The following is a 24,439-nucleotide window of genomic DNA, read 5'->3' as shown; positions in this document are numbered from 1 at the left end:
TCGAGACCCCTCGCTCCGCTCGGGGTGACATCAAATTGGGCTTTTTCAACACGCCCCTTGGTCCGGGTTTCACAGGATCGCGTCCTTCTGCGCATCGCTTCCAATCGCGTCGCCAGAATCGGCTTAGAAGCAGGACACTCGTCAACTGCCAGTTCTATGAATCCCGGACCAGGGTCCGGGCCACTCTGTTGCGAACTAATCTCAGTGATCGGATCGTCTTGTAGCGGCGGGTCTCAGACCCGCCCTTTGTGTAACTCGCCTTCTCCGTAGGGGCACGGCGAGCCGTGCCCTGTCTTGGTGCCCCACCCGAAGGGTGGGATGGTCTGAAACTCGGACCGAGGTCCGGGCCACCCGCCGAAGTCCGTTCAGAATAGATTTCAAATAGCGTCGGCTAAGTGTCATATGCTGTGCTTATCTCCCCAACAACGACCTCACCACATACCCCAATTTCCAGCGCGGTTCGCCGGCGGACCAGGGCATGTCGCAATCTTTGCAGGCGTGATTGAGGTCGGGGCGGCCGTCGCGCAGGTTTTTGCGGAATTGCTGGTATGGCGCGCCGTTCCAAATGTCCATTACAGGCTGTTTGAAGACATTCCCCAACACACTGCGCCCGACCGTGTCGCGGCAGCAGCCCACACAGTCGCCATTGTGCGCGATCGCCATTTGCACCCAGGGGTAAGGGCAGAGGCGATACCGGCGCTCTTTCTGGGGCATCATCAGGTGTCCGCAGAAATTGTGGAAGATGCGCGGCTCGATTGACACGCGGGAGGGGAGATCGGCAGGGAAGAGGGCACGGAGCCGTTGCATCGACAGTGCGGGATCAGCGCCGGTGTATGAGGTGATGTCGTGAATGTCGAGATGGACATTCTTGTTGGTCTTGGCCAGTTCGATCAGATAGCGCAGATTCGCCAGCACATTGTCATAGTCGCCTTTGCGTCCGCGGATGGTCTCGAAGGTGTATTTGTCCGGCGCGAAATCGATCGACGCGCGAAACGGGCCGGCGGCGGCCAAGCGATCTGCGGCCTTGCGATCCAGCAGCGTACCGTTCGATGCGAAGATGCAGAAGTATCCTTCAGCGGTCGCCATTTCGACGAAATTCACGAACTGCGGGTTGATGAATGGTTCACCGTCGAGCGTGAAATTGAGATTACTGTTGCCGGGATGCGCATCGCGCAAGTGCTTCAAGAACAACTTGAAGTTGTCCATGCTCAGTTGATCGAATGCACGACGGTGTGCGTGCTCCGGGTCGCTCTGCGGACAAAACGGGCAGCGGAGGTTGCAGACGTTCGTCGGTTCAATCGTGAACTGGTAGGGGGGATAATTCAGCTTCGTCGGCCGCGCAATCTTATAGGCCCAGCCGAGTTTGAACAGGTGAAGGAGCTTGTTCATAGTCAGAGTTGCGAGGAGACAGGGGGAGAGTTGATTTCACGATTGATGGTCAGTTCGTATTCCACCTCTCGCCTGTCACCTTTCTCCTCTCTGCTTCTCAAGAATGTACAGTGTCTTGTCCTGTGTCGCGAACAGAACCGCCTTGGCCATCCGCTTCAATTGCAACGCGGTCAGATCACGGCGCCAGCGTCGGGCGAATCCGACGTTTCTCATAGTCACCGTGCCGAGCCCGCTGCGAACGAACAGGCCGAGGCAATCCGATTTGGTAAAGGTGTGCGGATGACCGCGGTCGACCCGCAGCCGCTCCAGCACGACCCGGACTAGCCGCCCCCAGACGTGATACGTCACCAGGCGCAGATACAAGATCCCGTCGGGCTTCATGACCCGCGCCATCTCGGCCAATGCCGTCTCCGGTTGGTCGCAATGATCCAGCACATTGTCGCAGATCACGAGGTCAAACTGTGCGTCTGCAAATGACAGTGATTCGGCCTTTGCCGCAGCATAGGTCACCGACGGGTCTCGATAACTCCGGAACTCCGGCACCGAACGGTAGAAATCTTCGAGGGGGTCGACCGCGCAACGAACCGCGCCCGGCAGATGCGTCAGGATGCCGGCCGCGCCGCTGCCGATTTCCAGGATGGCGGTGTGCTGATCGAGCCGTTTGATGCCGTCTAACAGTTCGAGAAGCTCCTCGGCATATTCGCGATAGAAATCAAGATTGAGTTGCGCCGCACGCTTGCGCCACCACGCGTGTTCATACTCCTGCGCGATGGCCCAGCGATCGGCATGATCAGACATCGGTGGGGAAAACGGAGAGGAGAGAGGTGAAAGGTGAGCCCTTGAGATATCTCCTGTTCAACAGTCTCCTCTCCGCTTCAGTGTACAAACGCCGGCAGACGCCGGTCGATCCCGAACACCTGTCGCGCATTCTGGCCGACAATCGCCTCGATGGCGCGTTCGGAGACGCCGACTGCCCGCATGGCGCCAAGCTGAGCTTCAAAAACCGACGCGCGCCAGCCGCGTGGGAACAGCCCCGAGTCCGTGCCGAACAGAATCCGGCCCGGCCCGAAGACCTCCAGCGCCTTCTCGAACACATGGGCGAGATCGCGGAACTCCGACTGATCTTCGAGCCAACTGTTCGATGAGGCCGTATCGACATAAACATTCGGGCACTGCAGGCCGATGCGCAGCAACTGCGAGAGCGTTCCCGCGCCGAAGCACGGCACGATGAAATTGATGGACGGGAAATCGGTTGCGGCCTGATGCAAATCGGCGGGGTCGGCATAGCTGCGATCGGGTGTCTCACGCAAACCCCACCATTGCCATGCGGCGATACGCAGCCGTCCGAAGTGAATGAAGACCGCCAACTGGTGCCGACGCGCGATCCGATAGATCGGGTAAATCCGGCTGGAACTCGCCGAGAAGCGATGCAGCGACGGGTACAGGGCGATTCCGCGAAATCCCCACTCACCCGCCGCATGCTCCACCAACTCCTCGGCAATGGACAAGTAGGGGTTGACCATCATCACCCCGATGAAACGGTCGGGGTAGATCCGCATCGCATCCTTGATCGAGGCCTCATCGCCCGGCATACCCGAAATGAGGACCGCACGGGCCACCTTGTGGCTGTCTAACTCGATGACCCAGCGATCCGCCAAGCGGACTGGGTCCTGATCGGGGACCACGAATTCATGCTTGCGACCCTGGGCCCGAATGAACCCGTCGACATCGCCGAAGGTTTCACGATGCTGTGTCAGCAAACGGAAGTAGTTGTAAGACAGGAAATGTGTATGTGTATCAATAACTTCCATCGAATCCCACCGGTTGCGAGGGCCGCATTCGAAGACAAGCCAATCAAAAGTAAGGGTTTAACGCGAACAAGATGATTCTTGTGCGGCCACGTCAGCCCCGGCCCATGATTATGTGACATAATATCTATTATCGGCACATATTCCAACCTGGTCCGCAGAAGGTGGGGATGCGGTCCCATACGCGATAGCCCTCTCCCCATCGAGTTGCACCCCATCCGCGCAGTCACCCTCGCCCAACTGTTTATCTGATCTATTGTAACACCAAAGCGCCTTGCGAGATACATACTTTGCCCATTGGTCGCTCATCTGTGCGCGTACTGGGAGCGTGAGTTGCTCAATGACACTACGGTGAGTCGGCGCCGTTGGAGAACGGGCTCGACAAAGCCAAATCAGCAATCCTCCCTCTCCGGGTGGTGGTTGGTACGACGGAAGCGGGGGGCCGTTCCTGGACGGCTCCCCGCTGCTTTGTTTACATGGCGCGGGGTTGTCTGAGCGGACAAAAGAAAAGGGCCGCTGTCGGGCGGCCCAAAGAGGCGATTGCGCTGTGTCGAGCGCGAAGCGGATCAGTCGGTGGGATATCCTTCGAAGAGCTTCACACGCCCCGTCGACGCCAAAACGTCGATGGAGAATTGGTTCTGATAGTCCTCGGATGTCAGCATGACGTGCCCGCTGGCGCTGGCGGCGCCATCGGGATCGAACACCACGGTATTGTTGCCGAAAGTGTCATATTGGATTTTGACGCCGTGTTTGATCTCGGTGGACACGATCACCGAATCGCTCTGCGTGTAGGCCTTGTCCTGGGGGGAGTCGGTGTCCACGAACAGCGTGAATTTGTTGTCGGCTTGATTGAAATTGACCCCGAACGGGTTTTTCGTGGCCACCGCCAGCGAACGCGCCTCGCGCAAAGTCGAGATGACGTTGCGCACTTCGGCCTTGGTACGTATTCGCGGCATCGCTTCAAACCATTTGGGAATGGACAGGGCGGCCAGGATTCCGATCAACGCGCCGACGACGCTCAACTCGACCAGTGTCACCCCGCGTTCATTGCGAATGGGTCTCATCATGACATTCCTCCGGTGTTCCGGGGCTGATATCGCAAAGTCCTTGCCGTCAGGGTCTTATTATGCCCCGGGGCATTCAGTCCGCATAACTGATCGTCGGACAACGGCCTAACGTCGCTTCCGTCCACATTGCGCAATCGAAGCCATTCGCGATGGGTAACAGACCGCCAGTCGTCCGCGTCATACTGTGGGGCCAAGCCCACACTCGACGAAACCAAGGGTGCGCGATCCCGTATTGACATCACGGGAGACCGCAGGAACCCTCACCCCTATGCGCTTGTGACATCTCAACTGACCATGTGGTGGCGCCGGCTGACGCAGTCTTTGGCGGCGGGGTCCCTCTGCGCCCTGACCGCCGTAGACGGATTCGCACAGACCGCCGACACGACCCGGAAGCAGATGACCGCAACGGCGATCGACGGAGCCGCCATGCGCTTCGACGGGCGTCTCGATGACGAGGTCTGGCAGTCCGCGCAATGGATCAGCGATTTCGTGCAAAAGGAGCCGAACGAAGGCACGATCCCCGATGAATTGACCGAGGTCGCCGTTGTGTATGATGAGCGTTTCCTCTACATCGGTGCGCGCATGGAGATGAAAAAACCGGAAACGATGCGCCTGGAACTGAACCGCCGCGACAATCCCGGCGGCGCCGAGCAGATGATCGTCTCACTGGACACCTATTGTGATCGCCGGACCTGCTACGACTTCGGCATCAGCGCCGCCGGTGTCCGCTTCGACCGTTACCATCCGGTCGACGATGAATACTGGCGCGAGCCGTCGTACGATCCGGTGTGGGATGCGCGCACCGACGTCAACGGCGGCGGCTGGACCGCCGAAATGCGCATCCCGTTTTCGCAACTGCGCTTCAATAACCGACACGAACAGGTATGGGGCATCAACTTCAACCGTTGGATACCACAGCGCAATGAAGACAATTTCTGGATTGCGGTTCCGAAAAATGAGACGGGGTGGTCGTCACGCTTCGGCAACTTGATCGGGCTGCAAGGCATCGCACCGTCGCGGCGGCTGGAGCTGCTCCCCTATGCCGCCGGAGACGGAGAGTTTGTCTCCAATGCCCCCGGCGATCATCCGTTTCGCGATGGTTCGGATTTCGATTCACGCTTGGGAACCGACCTGAAGATGGGTCTGGGCCCCAACCTCACACTGGACGCCACGGTCAATCCGGATTTCGGACAGGTCGAGGCCGACCCGGCGGTCGTGAACCTGAGCGCCTACGAAGTGTCTTTCACGGAGAAGCGGCCGTTTTTCATCGAAGGCAGCCAGCTTTTTGCGCCGATCGGCCCGAGCTATTTCTACTCGCGACGGATCGGGGGCAGCCCGCACGGCAGCGGTCTGGCCGAAGGCGACTATACCGACGAACCGTCGAACACGACCATCCTGGGCGCAGCGAAAATCACCGGGCGATTGAGTTCCGGCACCTCGGTCGGCGTCCTGACCGCCCTGACATCGCGCGAACGCGCCCGCACGCTCGACACGGCCACGGCGACCGATCCGGCCGTTCACGGACGCACCGAGATCGAGCCGGTCACCGGGTACGGGGTGCTGCGCCTTCAACAGGAGTTCGGAGCGGAGAAATCGGTCGCAGGGGTGATGTTCACCGGGCTCCAGCGCGATCTGGACGAGGCCTCTCCCCTGTCGGAGTTGATGCGGAAACGCGCCTACACCGGCAACACCGACTGGAAACTGCGCTTTGCCAAGGGTAAATACCAATTGAGCGGTCATGCGGGCTTCAGTCACGTGGCCGGCGATACGGCGATCATCCGTCGCACGCAGCAATCCAGCGCGCACTACTTCCAGCGTCCCGATGCCGATTATGTGACGCTCGATCCGACGCGCAGATCGCTGACCGGATGGACCGGGTCATTGAATCTGGCCAAAAACAGCGGCAAGCACTGGCTCTGGACGGCGGTCGTGTACGCCGAATCGCCCGAGTTCGAACTCAACGACGTCGGCATTCTCGGCACGGCCGATGATATCGACCAATGGTGGAACCTGCGTTACCGTGACAATACGCCGGGCAAGGTCTTCCGCAGCTACACGGTCGGGTTGTATGGAAACAACGGCTGGAACTTCGGCGGCATCCGGCAGTACAGCAATGTCGAACTCTACAGCAACCTGACCTGGGCGAACTGGTATTCCAGCGAGATCTTCTTCGGCGTCGATGCGCCGTCGCACAGCGACAATCTCACGCGCGGCGGTCCGTCGGTCGGCACGCCGTTCGGCTGGTGGTTCGGCACCGGTACGTGGAATAATTTCTCGGCGCAGACGCGCTATGGCGCCTTTGTCTACGGCAACCACAACGACTGGGGCAGTTGGTACTACGAACTGGAAACGGAATTCTCGACGCGCGGACGGCGGTGGTCGTTTTCGGTCGAGCCCGGATACTCCCGCAACATCAGCCGTCGGCAGTACATCAGTCCGGGCGACACGCTGATCGACGGCTCGCCGGACACGTACGGGAAGCGATACTTGTTCGGTTCCATCGAGCAGAGCGAATTGTCGGCGGAAATACGCATCAACTATTTCTTCACGCCCGATTTGAGTCTCGAATTGTACGCCGAGCCGTTCGCGGCCAGCGGGCGATACTTTCGATTCGGCGAACTGCCCGCCGCCGACAGCCGCGACATCCGCGTCTATGGCACGGACGGGACCACGATCACCGGCGACGGCGAGGGAAATTATCATGTGACCGACGACGGCGTCGCCTTCGACATCGAACAACCCGATTTCGGCTTTCGTTCATTCCGCAGCAACGTCGTGATGCGTTGGGAGTTTCGCCGCGGCAGCACGCTCTTCCTCGTGTGGCAGCAGAACCGCTGGGGCGAGGAGGAACCGGGGCTGCTCATCAGTCCGCGCGATGTCACACGCTCGCTCTCGGCCGCCGGGGATAACTTCCTGGCGCTGAAGATCGCTTACTGGATACCGGTCTCCTGATTCCTGTGTCCGATTGCCAGCGTGCGTGTCAGCCCAAGGGCTGACCCGCACACGAAGGACTGAGCCGCACACGAGCAGAGGTGCTTCCTGTGCCGGTCAGCCCTTGGGCTGACCGGCGCGAAGAGGTTTGCACCGCAAGCAATGCGTACGGGCGGGGTTTCCCCGCACTCCGTCGTCACCAGCCGTCCTGTGTCGGTCAGGGCAAGGACTGAGCCGCACACGAAAGGAGGCGCTTCCTGTGCCGGTCAGCCCTTGGGCTGACCGACGCGAAGAGGTTTGCACCGCAATCAATGCGTACGGGCGGGGTCTCCCCGCACCCCATTGTCACCAGATGATAACAAGATGCACGGCCAACCCGACCACGAGCGGCACCGTGAGGTTGTCGTCAATGCGTGTTGACAGCGCTTCGACGGCGGTGGCCAGCAGCGCCGCGCCCAACGCCAGCGCGACGGGGACGCCGGGGACGAGCAATCCGCCCAACCCGGCGGCCATCAGGAAGGCGAGCGAGCCCTCGAGCGTGCGGTTGTTGCCCAGCGGATGTTTTCCCCAGCGACGGCCCACGAGCGCCGCGGCGATGTCGCCGAGAATGATCGCCACCATGCCGATGGCCGCAGCCGGCATGACGAACAGCAACGGACATAGCCACCCCGACAGGAGGATGTGCGTCGCGCCGGTGAATCCGGTCGACTCTTTCGGGCGCACAATCGGATCGACCCACGGACACCACAGCGATCGAATCGGCCATCGCCGCAGCCGTGCGAGATCATCGAATAACGAGAAACAAAAAAAGAAGAAGACCACGACGACCGACGGCCATCGTCCCGCCCAGTAATATCCCGACGGAATAATCAGCGCGACGAGATGCAACAGCTTGCGGCGGACCTCGGCCCCATAGCCGATGTCCGATGAGTCACCGGGCGCAGCGGTCATGGGCGTTCGGGCAGACGCAATTGGGCGATGTTCTCCGGATACCGCGTCACGCCGTGGCGCGCTTCAAGGACCAGGAGGCGTTGCCGCCGGGCGCGTTCGTACGACTCGTCCATCAGCCGCTGACGGATCGTGTTCCACGCCTGCCGCAATGTCTGGCGGCGGGTTTCAAACTCGTCCTGATGCGTCTGGTAATAGGCGACGATGGTGCTGCTGTCGGGGGGCGGCCCAGGGACGTTGACTTCCACTTTGACGGTTCCGGCCAACTCCCGATGCGCCTGGTCTCGGATCTTCTCACGCACGGCGGGCCGATCGAGGTAGCCCCAGTCGCGATAGAGCTTCGTCCAACATGCGGGCGGAAAATACCGTTCGCGGATGATCCGGCGTTTGCCCTCCACATCAAGCGGGCCGCCATTGACGCGCTCCAACTGAATTTTCTCACGCAGATAGGACACGGCGAAGACCGTATCGGTGCCGTTGACGACGGCCAACGGGATTTCCGGCCGAAGCTGATCATCGGGAATTCGTAGCGAAGATTCCTGAATCTGCAGTTCACCGGCCGCGAAGATCGAGTCGGCGATGGTGTCCTGGATCGCGGGGGCCTGCTGCTCCATCAGAATGCGTCCCATATCGCGCGCGATTTCCAGGTCGACGGTGACCGGTCCGGCGGGACGTTCGGCGGTCACCTGAATGATGTGCCAGGCGTTGGCTCCTTCAACAGGGCGGCTGATGTGATACAGCGTCATCGCCAGACAACTGTCGGCAAATGCGCCCTCGCCCAGGGAATGTTCGGAGACCCAACCGATGTCGCCCTTGCTGCCCCGGCTGTGCAGATCCTCGCTGTGCACGTACGCCAATTCGTGGAAGTCCTCGCCGTTGGCCAGGCGTACATAGATGGAGTCGATCTTGCGCCTGGGGTCCCAGCCGTCGTACACCGGGTCGCGGTATTTCGAGTAGTTCTCGGGCAGTCCTCTGCCGGGTTTGGCGACGGTGATGTGTCGCACGCGACGCTGATCGCGGGTGGTCGTGTAACGCGCGATGTGATTCTGGTAGAAAGTGTCCAGCGTGGCCGAATCCAACTGCAGGCGCGGCGCCACATACTCATTCTTAAACAGTTCCTGCCCCAGCGCTGAGAGCGCATTTTTCAGGTTCGACACCGCCTGGAAGTCATCGTTGATTTTTCGCGTCCGGGCCTCCGCGCTGATCAGGTAGTCGGCGATGGCATCCTCGATCAGTGTCTCGATACGCGCACGATCCGTCTCCGGGTCGCCGCCGTACCAGCGGCGATTCATCGCCAGATTGATGATGGCCGAGTCGGTAATGGTATCGCCCGCCACGCGCGCTACGACCGATTCGGCATTTGCCGGCGCGACGGCCGATGCGCTGAGAATGGCCGCGGCGGCGGCCTGAATGAGACGACGAATCATTGGTTTCCTCTCACGACGCGACTATTGAAACAGGTACCGGAGTGAGACACGGTAGGAATCATCCAGAAACTCATGGTCGGTCAACGCGGCATCGATTCCCCAATGGCCCGATGCGAATCCCGCCCCCAGCGCGAGAACACCCCTGTCTGAGCCGATGCGTCCAAACAGCATATCACGGTAAACAGCCTCAAATCCCACATGCAAGTCGACCGAAATCGAACCGGACCAGTATTGCGCGCCGCCCTGACGGTTCTCAAAGTACGTCTCCGCCTCCGCGGCCACGATCGTCGTCAGTCCGTCGGCCATACCCGGGAGATCGAATTCGCCGCCCCAGTTGACATGGGGATTGATCGTTTCCTCGCGCCCGCTCGCATACGAAAGAAATGTGGAGGTCAGGTCCGCGATCTTGATGCCGAAGCGCCCGCCGCGGTACCGACCCCACCACGCGGCGTCCAGACCCAGACCCCAGGCGCTGTTGGCGGCGATCTGGTCGCCTCCCGGAAGCTTGCGCACAACTCCTTTGGCTGTGACCCCCCACGACCACCAGGAGCCGCCGCGCCGGGCAATCCCGACCGCCAGTGACCAGTCGGCATGTCCGGCGTTTTTATCGATCCGGGGCCGTCCGGTTGCCGAGTCCAGCACGGTCAGCCCGATCCCGCTGCCGCCCAGATAGGTCAGATAGCCGCCCCATGCCCAGCCGCCGTCGTGCTGCGGCGGCACCGCAAACGCCACAAACTCATGGTTGAGCAACGCCCCGAATGTCTCCGCGTGCTGGATCAATACCTCGGGACGAGCCAGTTGCGTCAGCACGGCGGCATTCCAAAAGACAGACGAGGCATCGCCGTCGGATGCGGTAAATGCCCCTCCCCGTCCCAACGCGCGTCCTCCGACTCCCAAGTGATATGGTTCACCCGCGTACTGGGTTCCGCCCGCAGGGATGGTGTGAACGATCACGACGGCCGTCACCAGCAGGGACAGACATCCGTGTCGCAGGGTCGCGTTCATGGGCGGTCACAGCCGGTCAGGTCTCCGGGTGCGACCGACGACTTCACCAGCCGTCTCGAACCGAAATCGCATCCGAGCAACGAATTAAGTGCTTCGCCGCAATTGTGTGAAGGGAATCTGACGCTGGAAAGCGGGCAAAAAAAAGCTACCGCTGTTTTTGATTTATCCGAGAGGGGGGCAGGGAAACTCGGATAAAGTGCGGAAACAACGGTAGCTATATTTTGTCAGACTTCGTCGGCGCCCCTCGCCGACATAGAAATAACCTCGGATTGTGCAGAAGTCAAACAGATTTTGTGGAGAACTCGGCGAGCGTCTATACTCGGCTTACAGACGCCGAGATCACGGCGTCGCCGACCCGAAGGATGCCGCGCATTTCAGCCGCCGGCGGTGTTGCTCTTCAGGTAGTTTTCGTAACTCATTGTCTTGTAGTGGCTGCCGGCCACATACTGAACCAGCGGCAAAAACTCCACTGTCTTCTTGTACCCTGGTGACGGCCCGATTCTCTCGCCCTCAGAGTCGAGGAACCAGAAAGTAGGGAATCCGCGGACTCCATAGACCCGCGTCAGGTTGCGCTCGGACATGACCTCCCCGTCGTGGCTGGTCGGCTTGTCGGAATCGCCCCAGACTTTGACGAGGACGAAATTGCTGTTGAGGTAATCGATGACCTTCGTATCGGCGAATGTTTCGTTGTCCATGCGCTTGCACCAGCCGCACCAGGACGCGGTGAAATCGATGACGATCGGGCGTTTGAGCTCTTTGGCCTTCTTGAGTCCTTCCTCGTAAGTCAGCCACTCGATTCCGGCTCTCACCGCATTGGCCGCGGCATCTGTGGCCGGGACGGAAGCCGTCGCCTGCGGCGCGGGCTTCTCTGCCTGGGTTTTGGCGGCCTCATCGGCCTGACCGGAAACTGTCAGGGCCACGAGGAATGTCATCGCTGTGCTCAAACGCATCATCGTCGTCATAAAAGTCCTCGTTCGCAGATTGTTCGTGACTCGCCGTATTCGAACCGCTACCCCCTTGTACACCAAACCGACTCGGTATTCAACAGTTCCCGCAATTCATCGATCAGCGCCCGGCTGGCGTCGGGGCGGACCCTGTTCGACCGTATTTTAACCGTTTTCTCCCCCACCGGAAAGTGAATAAAGAAGATTCCATTGCCTCTATCATATCGGCCCAGAATGCCGTCGAGTTGATCTAAGACCCCCTCACGCACCGATGACGGGTCCAGGTGCGCGTGTACATCGAGCACCGCGCCGACGCGAACTTGCGCCAACGGCGTTACGGTTTGCACCATGATCTTGGGGCGCTCTCCTTCGCGCGTGGAGAGACTTCCGCCGAGCAGGACCAGCGCATCGTTGTGCAACACGTCGCGCGCGCGCGCATACGGATCCGAAAAGCAAATCCCCTCGATCGTGCCGCTGAAGTCTTCCAGCGTCAGGAAGGCCATCAATTTGCCCTTCCGATCCAACTGCGTGCGCACCTGCGTGATGATGCCGCCGATTTGAATGCCCGATTCGTCGGGCAATTCGCTCGCCTGCTCGGTGGTGGCGGTCGCGAACAAATGCAGTTCATCGGCATAGCGGCTCAACGGATGTCCCGAGACATAGAATCCCAGCGCTTCTTTCTCTTTGGCCCAGCACTCTTCCCGGGTCCACGCGGCGGTCTCCGGCAGCGCGGGAATCGTATCGCTCGCGCCGCCTTCGAACAGCGAGGATTGTCCGCGCCGTCGGTCGGCCTGCTGCCGCGCGCCGTGGGCGATGGCCGCATCGACGCCGGCCATGATCTGGGCGCGATGCCCTTCGAGGGAATCGAGCGCCCCGGCGGCGATCAGCGCCTCGACCGCGCGTCGGTTCACGGCGCGGCTGTCGACGCGTTCCATGAACTCATAGACCGAAGCAAACGGCCCATCCTGCTCGCGCGCCGCGACGATCGTCTCGACCGCGCCTTCGCCCACGCTCTTGACGGCCGACATGCCGAAGAGGATGCGATCCCCCTGCGCCGTGAAAGCGGCATGGGAGGCGTTCACATCGGGGGGATCGACAGCGACGCCCAATCGACGGCACTCCTGCATCAGCACGCGAATGCGGTCGGTGTTGTCCATTTCCGATGTCATCGACGCGGCCAAGAATTCGACCGGGTAGTGCGATTTCAGATAGGCGCAGCGGTACGCCAGCATCGCGTACGACGCGGAGTGCGAGCGGTTGAAACCATAACGGGCGAACGTTTCACAGAACTCGAAGACTTTCGAGGCGGTTTCCTCCTCGACACCCTGCGCGACCGCCCCATCGACAAACTCGCGCTTCATCTTCTCCATGATTTCGGGAATCTTCTTGCCCATCGCCTTGCGCAGCGTGTCGGCCTTGGCCATGGAGAAACCCGCCAACTCCCCGGCCACCTGCATCACCTGATCCTGGTAGACGATGACGCCGTAGGTGTCCTTTAAGACGCGCTCGATCTTCGGGTGCAGGTAGGCCACCGGCTTGATCCCGTGCTTGCGCGCGATGTACTCGTCGATCATGTTCATGTCGAGGGGGCCGGGGCGATACAGCGCGTTCATGGCGATCAAGTCTTCGAATTCGGTGGGGCGCAGCTTGCGCAGGTAGTCGCGCATGCCGGAAGATTCGAACTGGAAGATGCCGACGGTTTCTCCGGTTGCGAAAAGCTCATAAACCGCGCGGTCCTCCAGCCCGATGCGATTCCAATCCACCGCGACATGGCGGTTGCGCATCACCGCGGCTTCGGCATCGTCGATGACCGTCAGCGTGCGCAGCCCGAGGAAATCCATTTTCAACAGGCCGATCCGCTCGATCCAGGTCATGTCGTACTGCGTCGTGACTTCGCCTTTGTTCCCGCGGTACAGGGGCACAAATTCGGTCAACGGCGCCGGGGCGATGACCACCCCGGCCGCGTGGGTCGAGGCATGACGTGTCAGTCCTTCGAGTATCCTGGAATAGTCAAGCAGGGTCCGCACACGCGGGTCCTCGTTGGCCATCTGCGTCAATTCCGGCTTGGCCTTCAATGCTTTCTCCAGCGTCATGTCGATTTCAAACGGGATGATTTTGGCGATGCGGTCCACTTCGGCGTAGGAGATGCCCAACACGCGTCCGACATCGCGCACGACGCCGCGCGCCGCCATGGTGCCGAAGGTGATGATCTGGCAAACATTTTCCTTGCCGTACTTTTCGATCACGTAACGGATGACCGTGTCCCGTCCACGGTCGGAGAAGTCGATGTCGATATCCGGCATCGAAATGCGTTCGGGATTGAGGAACCGCTCGAAGAGCAGCCCGAAACGGATCGGGTCGATGTCGGTTATCTTCAGGCAATACGATACCAGCGACCCGGCCGCCGAGCCGCGACCCGGACCGACCGGAATCTTGCTGCGGCGCGCGTACTCGACCAGATCGTTGACGATCAGAAAGTACCCCGCAAATCCCATCTTCCGGATCACACCGAGCTCGTATTCCAACCGTTCGCCGGCTCCCGGTGTCGGGTGTTCATAGCGCTCGTTCAGTCCCTTGCGGGCCAAATGCGCGAGGTAGTCGTCGCGTGAATTGAACCCCCGGGGGATCGGAAACTCCGGCAAAAACAGTTTGTCCAGTTCGATTTCCAGCCGGCACATCTCGGCGATCCGCAACGTGTTCTCGATGGCGTCGGGCGTGTCGGCGAAGAGCTCTTTCATTTCCACGGCGGATTTGAAATAGATCTGATCGGTGTTGTACCGCATCCGGTCGTCGTCGGAGAGCAGCTTGCCGGTCTGGATACACAACAGCGCATCGTGCGCGGCGGCGTGGCCCCGTTCGAGATAGTGGCAGTCGTTGGTGGCGACCAGCCGCACGCCCAACTGTTTGGCGAGCGCGATGACCTGCGGACGGATGCGATCTTCAACGTCAATGCCGTGATTCTGAATCTCCAACGCGTAATTCTCGCTGCCGAACAAGTCGAGGTAACGGCGCGCCACCGATTCGGCCTCGCCTGTGCTCTGGTGAAGCAACGCCTGGCCGACTTCGCCCTGCACACACGCGGACGTTGCACAGAGCCCCTCGGCGTGTTGCGATAACAGCTCGAAGTCGATGCGCGGACGATGATAGAATCCCTCCAGATAGGCGGCGCTGGCGAGCTTGACGAGATTCTTGTATCCCGTGAGGTTCTTCGCCAACAGCAACAGGTGAAAGCCGCCGTCGGGAGCGCCGGGGACCGGCTGCTTGAGATGCCGGTCACGCGGAGCGACATACGCCTCGCAGCCGATGATCGGCACGATCCCGCTCTTGCGGCACTCGGTGTAGAACTCCAGCGCGCCGAAAAGATTGCCGTGGTCGGTCAGCGCCAGCGCCGGCATTTTGTATTCGACCGCGCGCGCGACCATCTCCCGGATGCGCTGTGCGCCATCCAGCAGCGAATACTGGCTGTGGTTGTGCAGATGGACGAAATCGGCGTGTTTCATGGACGACTATGCGCCGTTTACAGGCGCCCGATCATTGTACGATGGGCCCAAGGGGCATAGCCAGCAAATCGTGATTTAGAGTGAGAAAGTGATTCAGAGTGCGGCTGTCAGTACCAACGTGCAGCCCAAGCGTCCTCGCCTGAGCGTGTATCCGGGCACGGCACGCCCAGGGCACAGCGCGCTGTGCCCCTACAAAGGCCGGCATGATTCGATTGCATGATCGGGGCAGGTCTCAGACCGGCCCGCATCTGGCTACGCTCTCTTCTTGCGCGGCCCGGACCTTGGTCGAGATTTCCTGCTTGTGAAACGCGACAGAAACCCATCCACCTGTTCCTCCAGCGTCGGCCGCCCGATCACCTGCAGGTCGTAGCGGACACGCACCGACGGCTTCTTAATCTTGACCAATCGCCGCAGATCGATCGGTGTGGCGATGATGACCGAATCGACATCGGCAGCGTTGATGGTCGCCTGCAGATCGGCAATTTGTTTGTCCCCGTATCCCATGGCGGGAAGCAATGGCCCGATGTTCGGGTATTGTTCAAATGTTTCCTTGATGGTGCCCTTGACCCACGGACGGGGATCGACGATGGCGGACGCGCCGAAACGTTGCGCCGCCACCACACCCGCGCCGTACTTCATTTCCCCGTGCGTGAGTGTCGGGCCGTCTTCGATGACCAGCACGCGTTTGCCGGTGATCACCTTCGGATCTTCGACTGAAATCGGCGAGGCGGCATCGACGACTGTCGCCTTAGGATTGTGCGCGGCGATGTTTCGGCGCAGATTGTTGACTCCCTCCGGCGGCGCGGTGTCGATCTTGTTGATGACCACCACGTCGGCGAGTTTGAGGTTGGTCTCGCCGGGATGATAGGTGATTTCATGTCCGGCGCGGTGCGGATCGGCAACCGTGATGTACAGGCCCGCTTTGTAGAAGGCCATGTCGTTGTTGCCGCCATCCCAGACGATGACATCGGCTTCCTGTTCGGCTTTGCGCAGGATCATTTCGTAGTCGATGCCCGCATAGATGATCGTCCCGGAGGCAATGTGCGGCTCGTACTCCTCGCGCTCTTCGATGGTGCAATCGTACTTGTCCAGGTCGGCCATCGATGCGTAGCGCTGGCAGACCTGTTTGTTCAGGTCGCCGTATGGCATCGGGTGACGTATCGCGACCACCGTCAGTCCGCGTTGCTTCAACAAACCGCAGACATAGCGAGTGGTCTGCGATTTTCCGGAGCCGGTACGGACCGCGCAAACCGCAATGACCGGCTTTTTCGACTCAAGCATGGTCTCTTTGGGACCGAGAAACCTGAAATCGGCGCCCGATGAGAGCGCGCGGGACGCCTGATGCATCACGTATACATGGGACACATCGGAGTATGAAAAGACGACTTCATCGACGTCGAGCCGCTTGATCAGCGATTCGATCTCGTCTTCGGCGAAGATGGGAATACCTTTGGGATACCCCGTCCCAGCCAGCTTGGCGGGGTACTTGCGTCCGTCGATGTTGGGAATCTGCGCGGCGGTGAATCCGACAACGTGGTATTGTCGATTGCCGCGAAATACGGTGTTGAAATTATGGAAATCGCGCCCGGCGGCGCCCTGGATCAATATGCGTCGTGCCATCTGATTCCTCCGGCGATTGTGCGTCCGATCGGTTTGGACAAGCCACTATCCAGACAGATCGGCCCTTAAATCGCGGAGGAATACCAGAGATGTTCGATCTGATGATACCCCGATTGCGGTGCTCTTTTGCTGCGGATCATAAACCGTCCTGCGTGTCACATCCCCTTGAGGATACGCCGTAGTTCGCGCGCATGGCCCGACTCGTCGGCCGCCATTTCTTCCAATTTGAGTTTCAGCCCGGTCAAGCCGAGCGCCTCGGCCTGTTTGGCGCGCACATCGTATGCTTTGATGTCGGCTTCTTCCATCTTCAGATCGAGTTCAAGCATCGCTTTAACCGACTTCGGGCGGGCGAACTCCTTGGGAGTTGTGGTCGGCTCGCCGCCCAAATCGACGATCATGTCGGTCAGAAACGATGCGTGACGCAGTTCGTCAGCGGTCTCGCGCGCGAACATCTCGCGGAGCTCCACACCCACGACTCCGAAGCTCTTGCCTGCTTGATACGTGTAGCGGATCACCGTGCCCAGTTCACCGGCGAGGTCTTCGTTGAGGCCGGCGATTAGGTCCTTCTTCGATCCGTTTTGTCCGTTTGATTTGGCTGCCATTGGTTGCCTCCCGATTCCGATCTCCATCGTGTAGGGGCACGGCGCGCCGGGCCCCGACGGTAAAATTAGAACGAATCTCTCTCAATTGTTATCAATCTGCGCCCGCTGCAATGCGCCGGAAAAATCGACATAGACCGACTTCCATTCGCTGAACACATCGAGTGCCGCTTGTCCCGCCTCACGGTGCCCATTGCCGGTCGCCTTGGTGCCGCCGAACGGCAGATGGACCTCCGCGCCGATGGTCGGCGCGTTGACATAGAAAATGCCGGTGTAGACATCGCGCATCGCCGCGAAGGCGCGGTTGACATCCTGGGTGTAAATCGATGCGGACAATCCATAGGCGACATCGTTGCAGACGTCCACCGCTTCATCGAACGATCCGACCGGGATCAGTGCCACCACCGGGCCGAAGATTTCCTCACGGGCGATGCGCATGTTGCGGTCGACATCACCGAAGATGGTCGGCTCATGGAACCACCCATGCTTGTGATCGGGTCCGGTCAGACGGTTCCCGCCGCACAGCAGCTTGGCACGATCCTGCTTCTTGCCGATTCCCACATACTCCTGGACCGTCTGCAACTGCGATTCGGAGATCGCCGGTCCCATGTCGATGTTCGGATCAAGGCCGTTGCCGACGCGCAGCGATTGGGCCGCAGCGACAAACCGTTTGGCGAACTCGGCATAGACTTTCTTGTGCACGATCACGCGCGAAGTCGCGGTGCAGCGCTGGCCGGTCGTGCCGAATCCGCCCCACAGCGCTCCTTCAAGCGCCAGATCGAGATTGGCATCGTCCATGACGATTTGCGCGTTCTTGCCGCCCATTTCAAGACAGGCATGCTTGAAATTCGGACCGCAAAGTTTGGAGACGGAGCGACCGACCTCTGTGGAACCGGTGAATGAGACCAGCTTGACGTCCGGATGATTGATGAGCGGTTCGCCGACTTCGCGTCCCGAGCCGGTCACCATGTTGACCACGCCCGGCGGCACGCCGCAGTCGTGCAGCACATTCATGAAATTGACCACCGACAACGGCGTGTCGGTGGCCGGTTTGATGACGACAGTATTTCCCAGCACCAGCGCGGGCATGATCTTCCATGACGGGATCGCCATCGGGAAGTTCCAGGGCGTGATCATGGCGCAGACGCCCAACGGCTGGCGGATCGACATCTGAAACTTGTTGGGCATCTCCGAGGGGGTGGTTTGGCCGAACTGACGGCGCCCTTCGCCCGCCATGTAATACGACATGTCGACAGCTTCCTGCACGTCGCCGCGCGTCTCGGCTAAGACCTTGCCCATCTCGCGGGTCATGTCGCGGGCATAGTCTTCCTTGCGCAGGCGCAACTGCTCCCCCACGCGGAACAGGATCTCCGCGCGCTTGGGGGCCGGAACGAGCCGCCACTTTCGGAATGCCTCCTGCGCCGCCTTCACCGCCAGCACGACATCGCGGGAATCCGACTGCTGGAACACGCCGACGACTTCCCGGGTGTCGGCGGGATTGCGGTTTTCGAAGGTGCGTCCTGTCTTCGAAGTCACCCATTGCCCGCCGATGAAGTTCTTGAATTCGGCCCCGGACTTGGCCGGAGCGGACTTCGGCTTGGCTTTGGATTTCGACTTCGGTTTGGGACGTGTCAATGTGCTCGGCATAATCGACAAAACTCCATTCGTCCGTTTATCGGGTACAACTGCAACCATTCATCATGCGATCATATTTATACCAAGCGGGGCTGTCGCAGGAAAGCGGATTTGCCACGGGGATTGTCAATTTCGGCCGGCGCTTAAAGCGTTACATTATGGGGTCGTTCGTTCAAACACGCGATACTCCGCTTGGGGGTCCGGGCCGAAGGACGCCGCCAATCGGTATCGCGTCAGAAACTCCTCGTCTGCGATGAAGGTGCTGGTAATTCCGGCCGTCGTGGCCACAACCCACTCCGGTTTCAATCCGAGTATCAAGCCCAGATAATCTCCCCGGCGGTTGTACTCGTGCACCTGAGGTGATATGAGCCCGTCACGGTCGATAAACCGTGCGCCGCTTAAGTATCCCATGTAGCCGATATCCTCACCGGCAACGATCTGGTCGGCCGCGACATGCTCGCGCAGGAAGTGGCCGACCGCAACGACTGTCTGATCGAGATGCCGTTGAAACCGGATGTACTCGCGTACCACGAAGTAATCCGCGATGCCCATCGCCAGCACGGCCCCCGCCGCCGCGACACGCCCCCGCAATAATAGCGGCCAACGGGTCAACGGCCGCAGTCCCGCGACTTTGGCCACGCCGCCGGCCGCCAGAATGCAGTAGAACTGGTACGCGGGCGCCATGTACCACAGGAAGAGAAACGTATGTGTGACGGTATACACACCCAACAGACTCAGGAACCAAAACGACTCAAGTCCCGCCACGCGTCGCCGCCAGAACAGGACATATGTCCCGACCGACGCCAACAGCAGTTGCGCGACCCCGAGCGGATGATGGAGCCCCAGCAGAAATGATCCGCGCACCCAGAACGCGCTGCGTTCGAGCGCTCCAAAATACGAGAGCTTGCCCAACATCGAGTTGGGCAGCAATGATCCGAAGTATCCCCACGAGAATGCCAGCCACGCCGCCACGATCGGCAGGGCAATGACCGATCCCCGCAGGACAGCTTTCGGTGTTCGGAACGAGTCGACGACAACGAGGAGACCGGCAAGATAGAATCCTTCCGGTCGCGTGACGGCAGCCAATCCCGCAACGGCGATGGCGGCGGCGGTCCGTCCACAATCGCGGAGATAGAAGGCTCCCGTGACGAGCATCACGAACAGCCCGGTCTCCATGCCTCCCGCCTCGTTGGACATCAGGCGCGGATACAAGACATACAGCACGACCGCCAGGGGCGCAAAGTTGCCCAGTCCCCAACGGCGCGCCAGACGATCGACCAGGATTGCGGTGATTCCCGAGCAAAGGATGCCGATCACGAGCGCCGCGGCGACGGTGGAGATTCCGATACCATGCAGAGCCGCCAGAATCAGAGTGAACAACGGCGTCGTCGTGCCGAGCACCCGCTCCCCGGCATTGTAGACGAATCCCAAACCGGCGGTGATGTTTTCGGCGTAACGAAATGTGATGAAGGCATCATCCCAGACCAGACCGGTGGCGACGTGAAAAAACGCGCGAACACTGACAGTCGCGAGGAATACCGCCGTGAGATAACGGTATGGTGTGCCCGAGACGATCACTTGGAGATTCCTCGTCGCTGCGTCCGCGCTGCGCGCGGCGTCACTCCTCGGAATGACATCTCATCAGTCCATCGTTTCTGAACACCCTGACTCTTCGTGCTGAGATTGTCATTCCGAATCCCCGGAATCCCGCCCCGCCGCCGCAGGCGGACGGGACGGGATGATGGGTTGAGGAATCTCAAATGGAAACGCCGTTGGCCTTGGAGGTTCCTCGTCGCTGCGCGCGGGCTCACTCCTCGGAATGACATCTCATCAGTCCATCGTTTCTGAACACCCTGACTCTTCGTGCTGAGATTGTCATTCCGAATCCCCGGAATCCCGTCCCGCCCGCCGCAGGCGGACGGGACGGGATGATGGGGTGAGGAATCTCCAATGGAAACGCCGTTGGCCTTGGAGATTCCTCGTCGCTGCGTCCGCGCTGCGCGCGGGCTCACTCCTCGGAATGACATTTAACGTTTGTCCCGGCAATGGCAGGCGGAGTTTTTCCCTCCTCACACCACCTGCTCCAGCCAGCGCTTGCGTGCAAACCACGAGACATACATCAATGCGCCCAATGCCGCCGCGACAACGAAGCCCCACCAGGCCCCGGTCGGTCCAAACTCCAGGCCATGCGCCAACAGCCAGACCAGCGGTATCTGCAGGACCCACGCATGGATGATACCGATCACCATCGGCGGCACGGTGTCGCCGGCGCCGACGAACGCCCCCTCGATCAGGATGAACACGGCCAACATCGGGAACGCGACGGCGGCGACGCGAAAGAATGTCACGCCCAGTTCGACATACGGTGACTCGCGAAAAAACAGCATCGTGATCGGTTCGGCAAAGAAAAATGTTCCCAATGCGAAGACTCCCATGATCGCCAGACCCATTTCGATTGCGCGGCGCGCGGTCAGCCAGGCCAATGCCTTGTCTTTGGCGCCGAGCGCATGGCCGATCAATGGCGACATCCCCAGCTCCAGACCGACCACGGTGATCTCACCGAACTCGATGACTCGGTTTCCCGCCCCGTAGACGGCGACGACCGCCGGACCGAACCTGGCGATCAACGGCAGCACGGCCATGCGCGCCAGCGAGAACGACATGGCGCCGATCCCCGAGGGGATGCCGATCTTCATCATCTGCCACATCGTCGAAATGTGCGCCTGCCGCAGCACGGACAGCGACAGCCGCGCTTTGAACGCGCCGGCGAAGAAGAGAATCAAACCGATCGTGACGGTCAGGCCAAAGCCGATCACCGACGCCCATGCGGCCCCGGCGACTTCCAGGCGCGGCAATCCCCACAGCCCGAAGATCAAAAACGGATCGAGGATCGCGTTGAAGACCGTCGAACCGATCATCAGAATCATGGCCGCGCGCGGCTGGCCGATCCCGCGCAGCGCCGTGTAGACGGTCCACGCCGGAAAGTTGAAAATCATCCCGAAGAAGAGAATGCGCCCATAGGTCACGGCATCGCGCAGCACCACGCCTTCGGCGCCGAGCACCATCATGATCCGCGGCGTGAGCCAGTAGCCGAACCCGCAGACCATGGCGGCCAGGATGAACTTCAGGATGAACGCTTCCCCGATGGCGATCTCGGTGCGGCGCATGTCGCCTTCGCCGAAGCGCCGCGCAATGACTGCGACCGACCCCGTCCCGGCAATCATGTTAAACGAACTGACCGCCCAATAGAACGCCGCGAAGAATGTCAGCGCCGCGACTTGCTCGGGACCAAGCCGCGCGACCCAGAACATGTCGGCCAGCGTGTAGAGATTGGTCGCCGCGAACCCGATCATCGACGGATACCCCATCCGCCAGATCGAACGGTAGATATCACGCGTGCTGCGCGGAGACGAATCCGTGATGGACTTGTCTTCGAGTGAAGCGCCGGGCAGGACGCTGCTGCCTGTGGTGAGGTCGTCGGCCGGCATCGAGGTCTATGTCAGCGGCAATCGCATGCCGTCGGTGGCGAGTGTCACCTCGGCAGCGGTGTACTTCTTCGATTCGTGAAGCCTTGAGATGTCGAAATCGTCCTTATAGTGTGTCAACACGATGCGCGACAGGTTCTGTTCGGCCGCCCACGGCCACAATCTGTCGAGCGCGACATGGGCGGCATCGACGATCAGCGTGTCGATCGGCCGGGGGAAAATGTCCAGATCATCGGTCGATCCCAGATCGGCGGTATAGACGAGTGTCCGGCCGCCGACCTCGATGCGAAAGCCGAAACACTCGCCGGCGTTGGAGTACCCGTGGTCTGCGGCAAACTCACGTATGCGCGCGCAATGGCTGGTCGGATGCGCGGAGATTCGCGCCCGGCCGACGGCGTACCGATGCCCCGACTTGATCGGCGAGAAACGGATCGGGAACTTGATTCGCTCGGCAAACAGGTGCCCCAGATCCAGCATGGCGCGAAAGACAGGGATCGCATCCGCGGGACAGTGAATCGCCAGCGGATCGGTCGTTTCCGAGAGATGCCGTTGCTGAACAAAATATCCCAGGCCGCACGTATGATCGGAGTCGGTGTGCGAAATGAAGATGTCGGTCACCCATTCGGGCGCATGCTGTGCCGCGAGAAAGTTTCGTGTCGCGCCATCGCCGATATCGAACAGGACTCCCTGCTCACCTAAATCCAACAGGTAAGACGATGAGGCGCGCTGCGCCGAGGCCCAGCCCGCCGACGTACCGAGAATGAGAAACTGTGCCATGCGATTGACGGCTTAACGCGAGGTCAGCACCGAGTGAACACTGTCGGCGGCACGCGCGATGTCATCATCGTTCACATCCCGGTGCGTCACAGCGCGGATGCGGGTCGGCCCGAACGCGACCATCAGCACGCCCTTCGACCTGAGCTCCGGCAACACGCTGTCTACGGCGTGGCCGGTCTTTTCGATGTCGATGACCACGATGTTTGTGGGCGGCGGATCGGGAATCAGATGCAGGCCGGGGATTGTTGCGATTCGGGCCGCGAGCGTTTGCGCCCGCTTGTGATCTTCGGGCATCAGCGGCAGTTGATGTTCCAGCGCCCACAGACACGCCGCTGCCAGCACGCCGACCTGACGCATGCCGCCGCCGAACATCTTGCGCGTGCGCCGCGCACGGGTGATGAACTCGCGCGATCCCAACACCGCCGAGCCGACGGGCGCACCGAGGCCCTTGGAGTAGCACACCGAGGCCGAATCGAAACCCTGCATCCAATCCCGTAACGGGATGCCGGTGGCGGCGTGCGCGTTCCAGATGCGCGCACCGTCGAGATGACAGCGGATATCGCGCTCGCGTGCCAGTTGCGCGACTGCGCGCATGACCGCCAACGGCACGATCACGCCGCCGGCACGGTTGTGCGTGTTTTCGACCGCGACGATGCCCGTGCGCGGGTGATGAATGTTCACCGGACGGATCGCCGCCCGGATGCGTTCGACATCGGGAATCCCTCCGGGTGCCGGAATCGGCCGGACCATCAACCGGGACAGGACCGCCGGCGCCCCGACTTCATACCAGTCGATGTGCGCGTCATCATCGCAGATCAGCTCGTCCCCGGGTCGTGCATGCGTAAACAGCGAGACCTGGTTGCCCATTGTCCCCGACGGCACGAACAATGCCGCCTCGACACCGAACAGCGCAGCGGTCGTGTCTTCCAGCTTGCGGACCGTCGGGTCATCCTCGAAAACGTCATCGCCCACCGGGGCCGACATCATGGCCTCGTACATGCCCGGTGTCGGCCGCGTGACCGTGTCGGATCGCAGATCGACGATGTGGGGGACGCTTTTCATGACCGGCAATATAGGGGCCCGTATGTCACGGACCAGAGGCAAGACAATCTCCCCCACTCTTCACTCTCTGCCGTCGCTACGCTCGGGATCTTCGACCCCTCCGGGGAGAGGACAAACTGAGCATTGTCATTCCGAATCCCGAGCCGGTCCGCCGCAGGCGGACGGGTGAGCGGTGAGGAATCTCCAGGACCGGCGCCGTTCCTGTGGAGATTCCTCACCCCCTCCATCCCGCCCGCCGAGGC

17 protein-coding genes are annotated in these 24,439 nt (G+C 60.7%); 1 reads left to right on the top strand and 16 read right to left on the bottom strand.

Translation table 11 applies throughout. The annotated features are described in order from the left end of the window. Window positions 1-411: 411 nt before the first annotated feature. The 4 genes from VGB22_05715 to VGB22_05700 all read right to left on the bottom strand — a co-directional run bounded on the left by VGB22_05715 (window position 412) and on the right by VGB22_05700 (window position 4,264). The gene (locus VGB22_05715; protein HEX9750767.1) at window positions 412-1,389 is read right to left on the bottom strand and encodes a radical SAM protein; all 978 of its coding nucleotides are present in this window, start codon (window positions 1,387-1,389) and stop codon (window positions 412-414) included. A 75-nt stretch (window positions 1,390-1,464) separates the two neighbouring features. Next, entirely contained in the window at window positions 1,465-2,187 is a 723-nt protein-coding gene (locus VGB22_05710) for a class I SAM-dependent methyltransferase (GenBank protein ID HEX9750766.1), read from the bottom strand. A 77-nt stretch (window positions 2,188-2,264) separates the two neighbouring features. After that, entirely contained in the window at window positions 2,265-3,200 is a 936-nt protein-coding gene (locus VGB22_05705) for an amidohydrolase family protein (protein ID HEX9750765.1), read from the bottom strand. Window positions 3,201-3,763: 563 nt separating this feature from the next. Continuing rightward, window positions 3,764-4,264, bottom strand: coding sequence for a GspH/FimT family pseudopilin (locus tag VGB22_05700; protein ID HEX9750764.1), 501 nt, complete (start codon window positions 4,262-4,264; stop codon window positions 3,764-3,766). A gap of 276 nt (window positions 4,265-4,540) precedes the next feature. Here VGB22_05700 and VGB22_05695 point away from each other — a divergent pair, with 276 nt between their 5' ends. Then, window positions 4,541-7,216 (top strand): DUF5916 domain-containing protein, encoded by a 2,676-nt coding sequence (locus VGB22_05695; protein ID HEX9750763.1) that lies wholly within the window; start codon window positions 4,541-4,543, stop codon window positions 7,214-7,216. 324 nt (window positions 7,217-7,540) lie between these two features. Here VGB22_05695 and VGB22_05690 read toward each other — a convergent pair whose 3' ends face one another. The 12 genes from VGB22_05690 to VGB22_05635 form a co-directional block, all read right to left on the bottom strand. Then, window positions 7,541-8,146: an SEC59/DGK1/VTE5 family protein gene (locus tag VGB22_05690; GenBank protein HEX9750762.1), complete on the bottom strand. Its 606-nt coding sequence runs from the start codon at window positions 8,144-8,146 to the stop codon at window positions 7,541-7,543. Further along, on the bottom strand, window positions 8,143-9,570 hold the full coding sequence (locus VGB22_05685) for a peptidylprolyl isomerase (protein HEX9750761.1): 1,428 nt from the start codon (window positions 9,568-9,570) through the stop codon (window positions 8,143-8,145). The genes VGB22_05690 and VGB22_05685 overlap by 4 nt, the downstream gene beginning before the upstream one ends. Window positions 9,571-9,591: 21 nt before the next feature. Beyond that, on the bottom strand, window positions 9,592-10,575 hold the full coding sequence (locus tag VGB22_05680; GenBank protein HEX9750760.1) for a hypothetical protein: 984 nt from the start codon (window positions 10,573-10,575) through the stop codon (window positions 9,592-9,594). Between the two features lie 374 nt (window positions 10,576-10,949). After that, a complete protein-coding gene (locus VGB22_05675) occupies window positions 10,950-11,537 on the bottom strand; it encodes a thioredoxin fold domain-containing protein (protein ID HEX9750759.1) in 588 nt (195 codons plus the stop codon). Window positions 11,538-11,584: 47 nt separating this feature from the next. Then, complete coding sequence (locus VGB22_05670; protein ID HEX9750758.1) at window positions 11,585-15,019, bottom strand: DNA polymerase III subunit alpha; 3,435 nt, start codon at window positions 15,017-15,019, stop codon at window positions 11,585-11,587. Window positions 15,020-15,271: 252 nt separating this feature from the next. Continuing rightward, a complete protein-coding gene (locus VGB22_05665) occupies window positions 15,272-16,639 on the bottom strand; it encodes a cyclic 2,3-diphosphoglycerate synthase (GenBank protein ID HEX9750757.1) in 1,368 nt (455 codons plus the stop codon). A 155-nt stretch (window positions 16,640-16,794) separates the two neighbouring features. Further along, entirely contained in the window at window positions 16,795-17,241 is a 447-nt protein-coding gene (locus tag VGB22_05660) for a ferritin-like domain-containing protein (protein HEX9750756.1), read from the bottom strand. Between the two features lie 81 nt (window positions 17,242-17,322). Then, window positions 17,323-18,885 carry an aldehyde dehydrogenase family protein gene (locus VGB22_05655; protein HEX9750755.1) on the bottom strand — a complete coding sequence of 521 codons (1,563 nt, stop codon included), beginning with the start codon at window positions 18,883-18,885 and terminating at the stop codon, window positions 17,323-17,325. A 144-nt stretch (window positions 18,886-19,029) separates the two neighbouring features. Next, entirely contained in the window at window positions 19,030-20,451 is a 1,422-nt protein-coding gene (locus VGB22_05650; protein HEX9750754.1) for a hypothetical protein, read from the bottom strand. A 491-nt stretch (window positions 20,452-20,942) separates the two neighbouring features. Continuing rightward, the gene (locus VGB22_05645; protein HEX9750753.1) at window positions 20,943-22,361 is read right to left on the bottom strand and encodes an MATE family efflux transporter; all 1,419 of its coding nucleotides are present in this window, start codon (window positions 22,359-22,361) and stop codon (window positions 20,943-20,945) included. A gap of 6 nt (window positions 22,362-22,367) precedes the next feature. Then, a complete protein-coding gene (locus tag VGB22_05640; protein HEX9750752.1) occupies window positions 22,368-23,135 on the bottom strand; it encodes an MBL fold metallo-hydrolase in 768 nt (255 codons plus the stop codon). Between the two features lie 12 nt (window positions 23,136-23,147). Continuing rightward, entirely contained in the window at window positions 23,148-24,197 is a 1,050-nt protein-coding gene (locus VGB22_05635; protein ID HEX9750751.1) for a GntG family PLP-dependent aldolase, read from the bottom strand. Window positions 24,198-24,439: the final 242 nt, after the last annotated feature.

It is taken from the genome of Candidatus Zixiibacteriota bacterium, assembly GCA_036397555.1.
Taxonomy (GTDB): domain Bacteria; phylum Zixibacteria; class MSB-5A5; order WJJR01; family WJJR01; genus DATKYL01.
The sequence above is the reverse complement of the archived record's forward strand: the minus strand, read 5'-3'. Positions and strand labels throughout refer to the sequence as shown.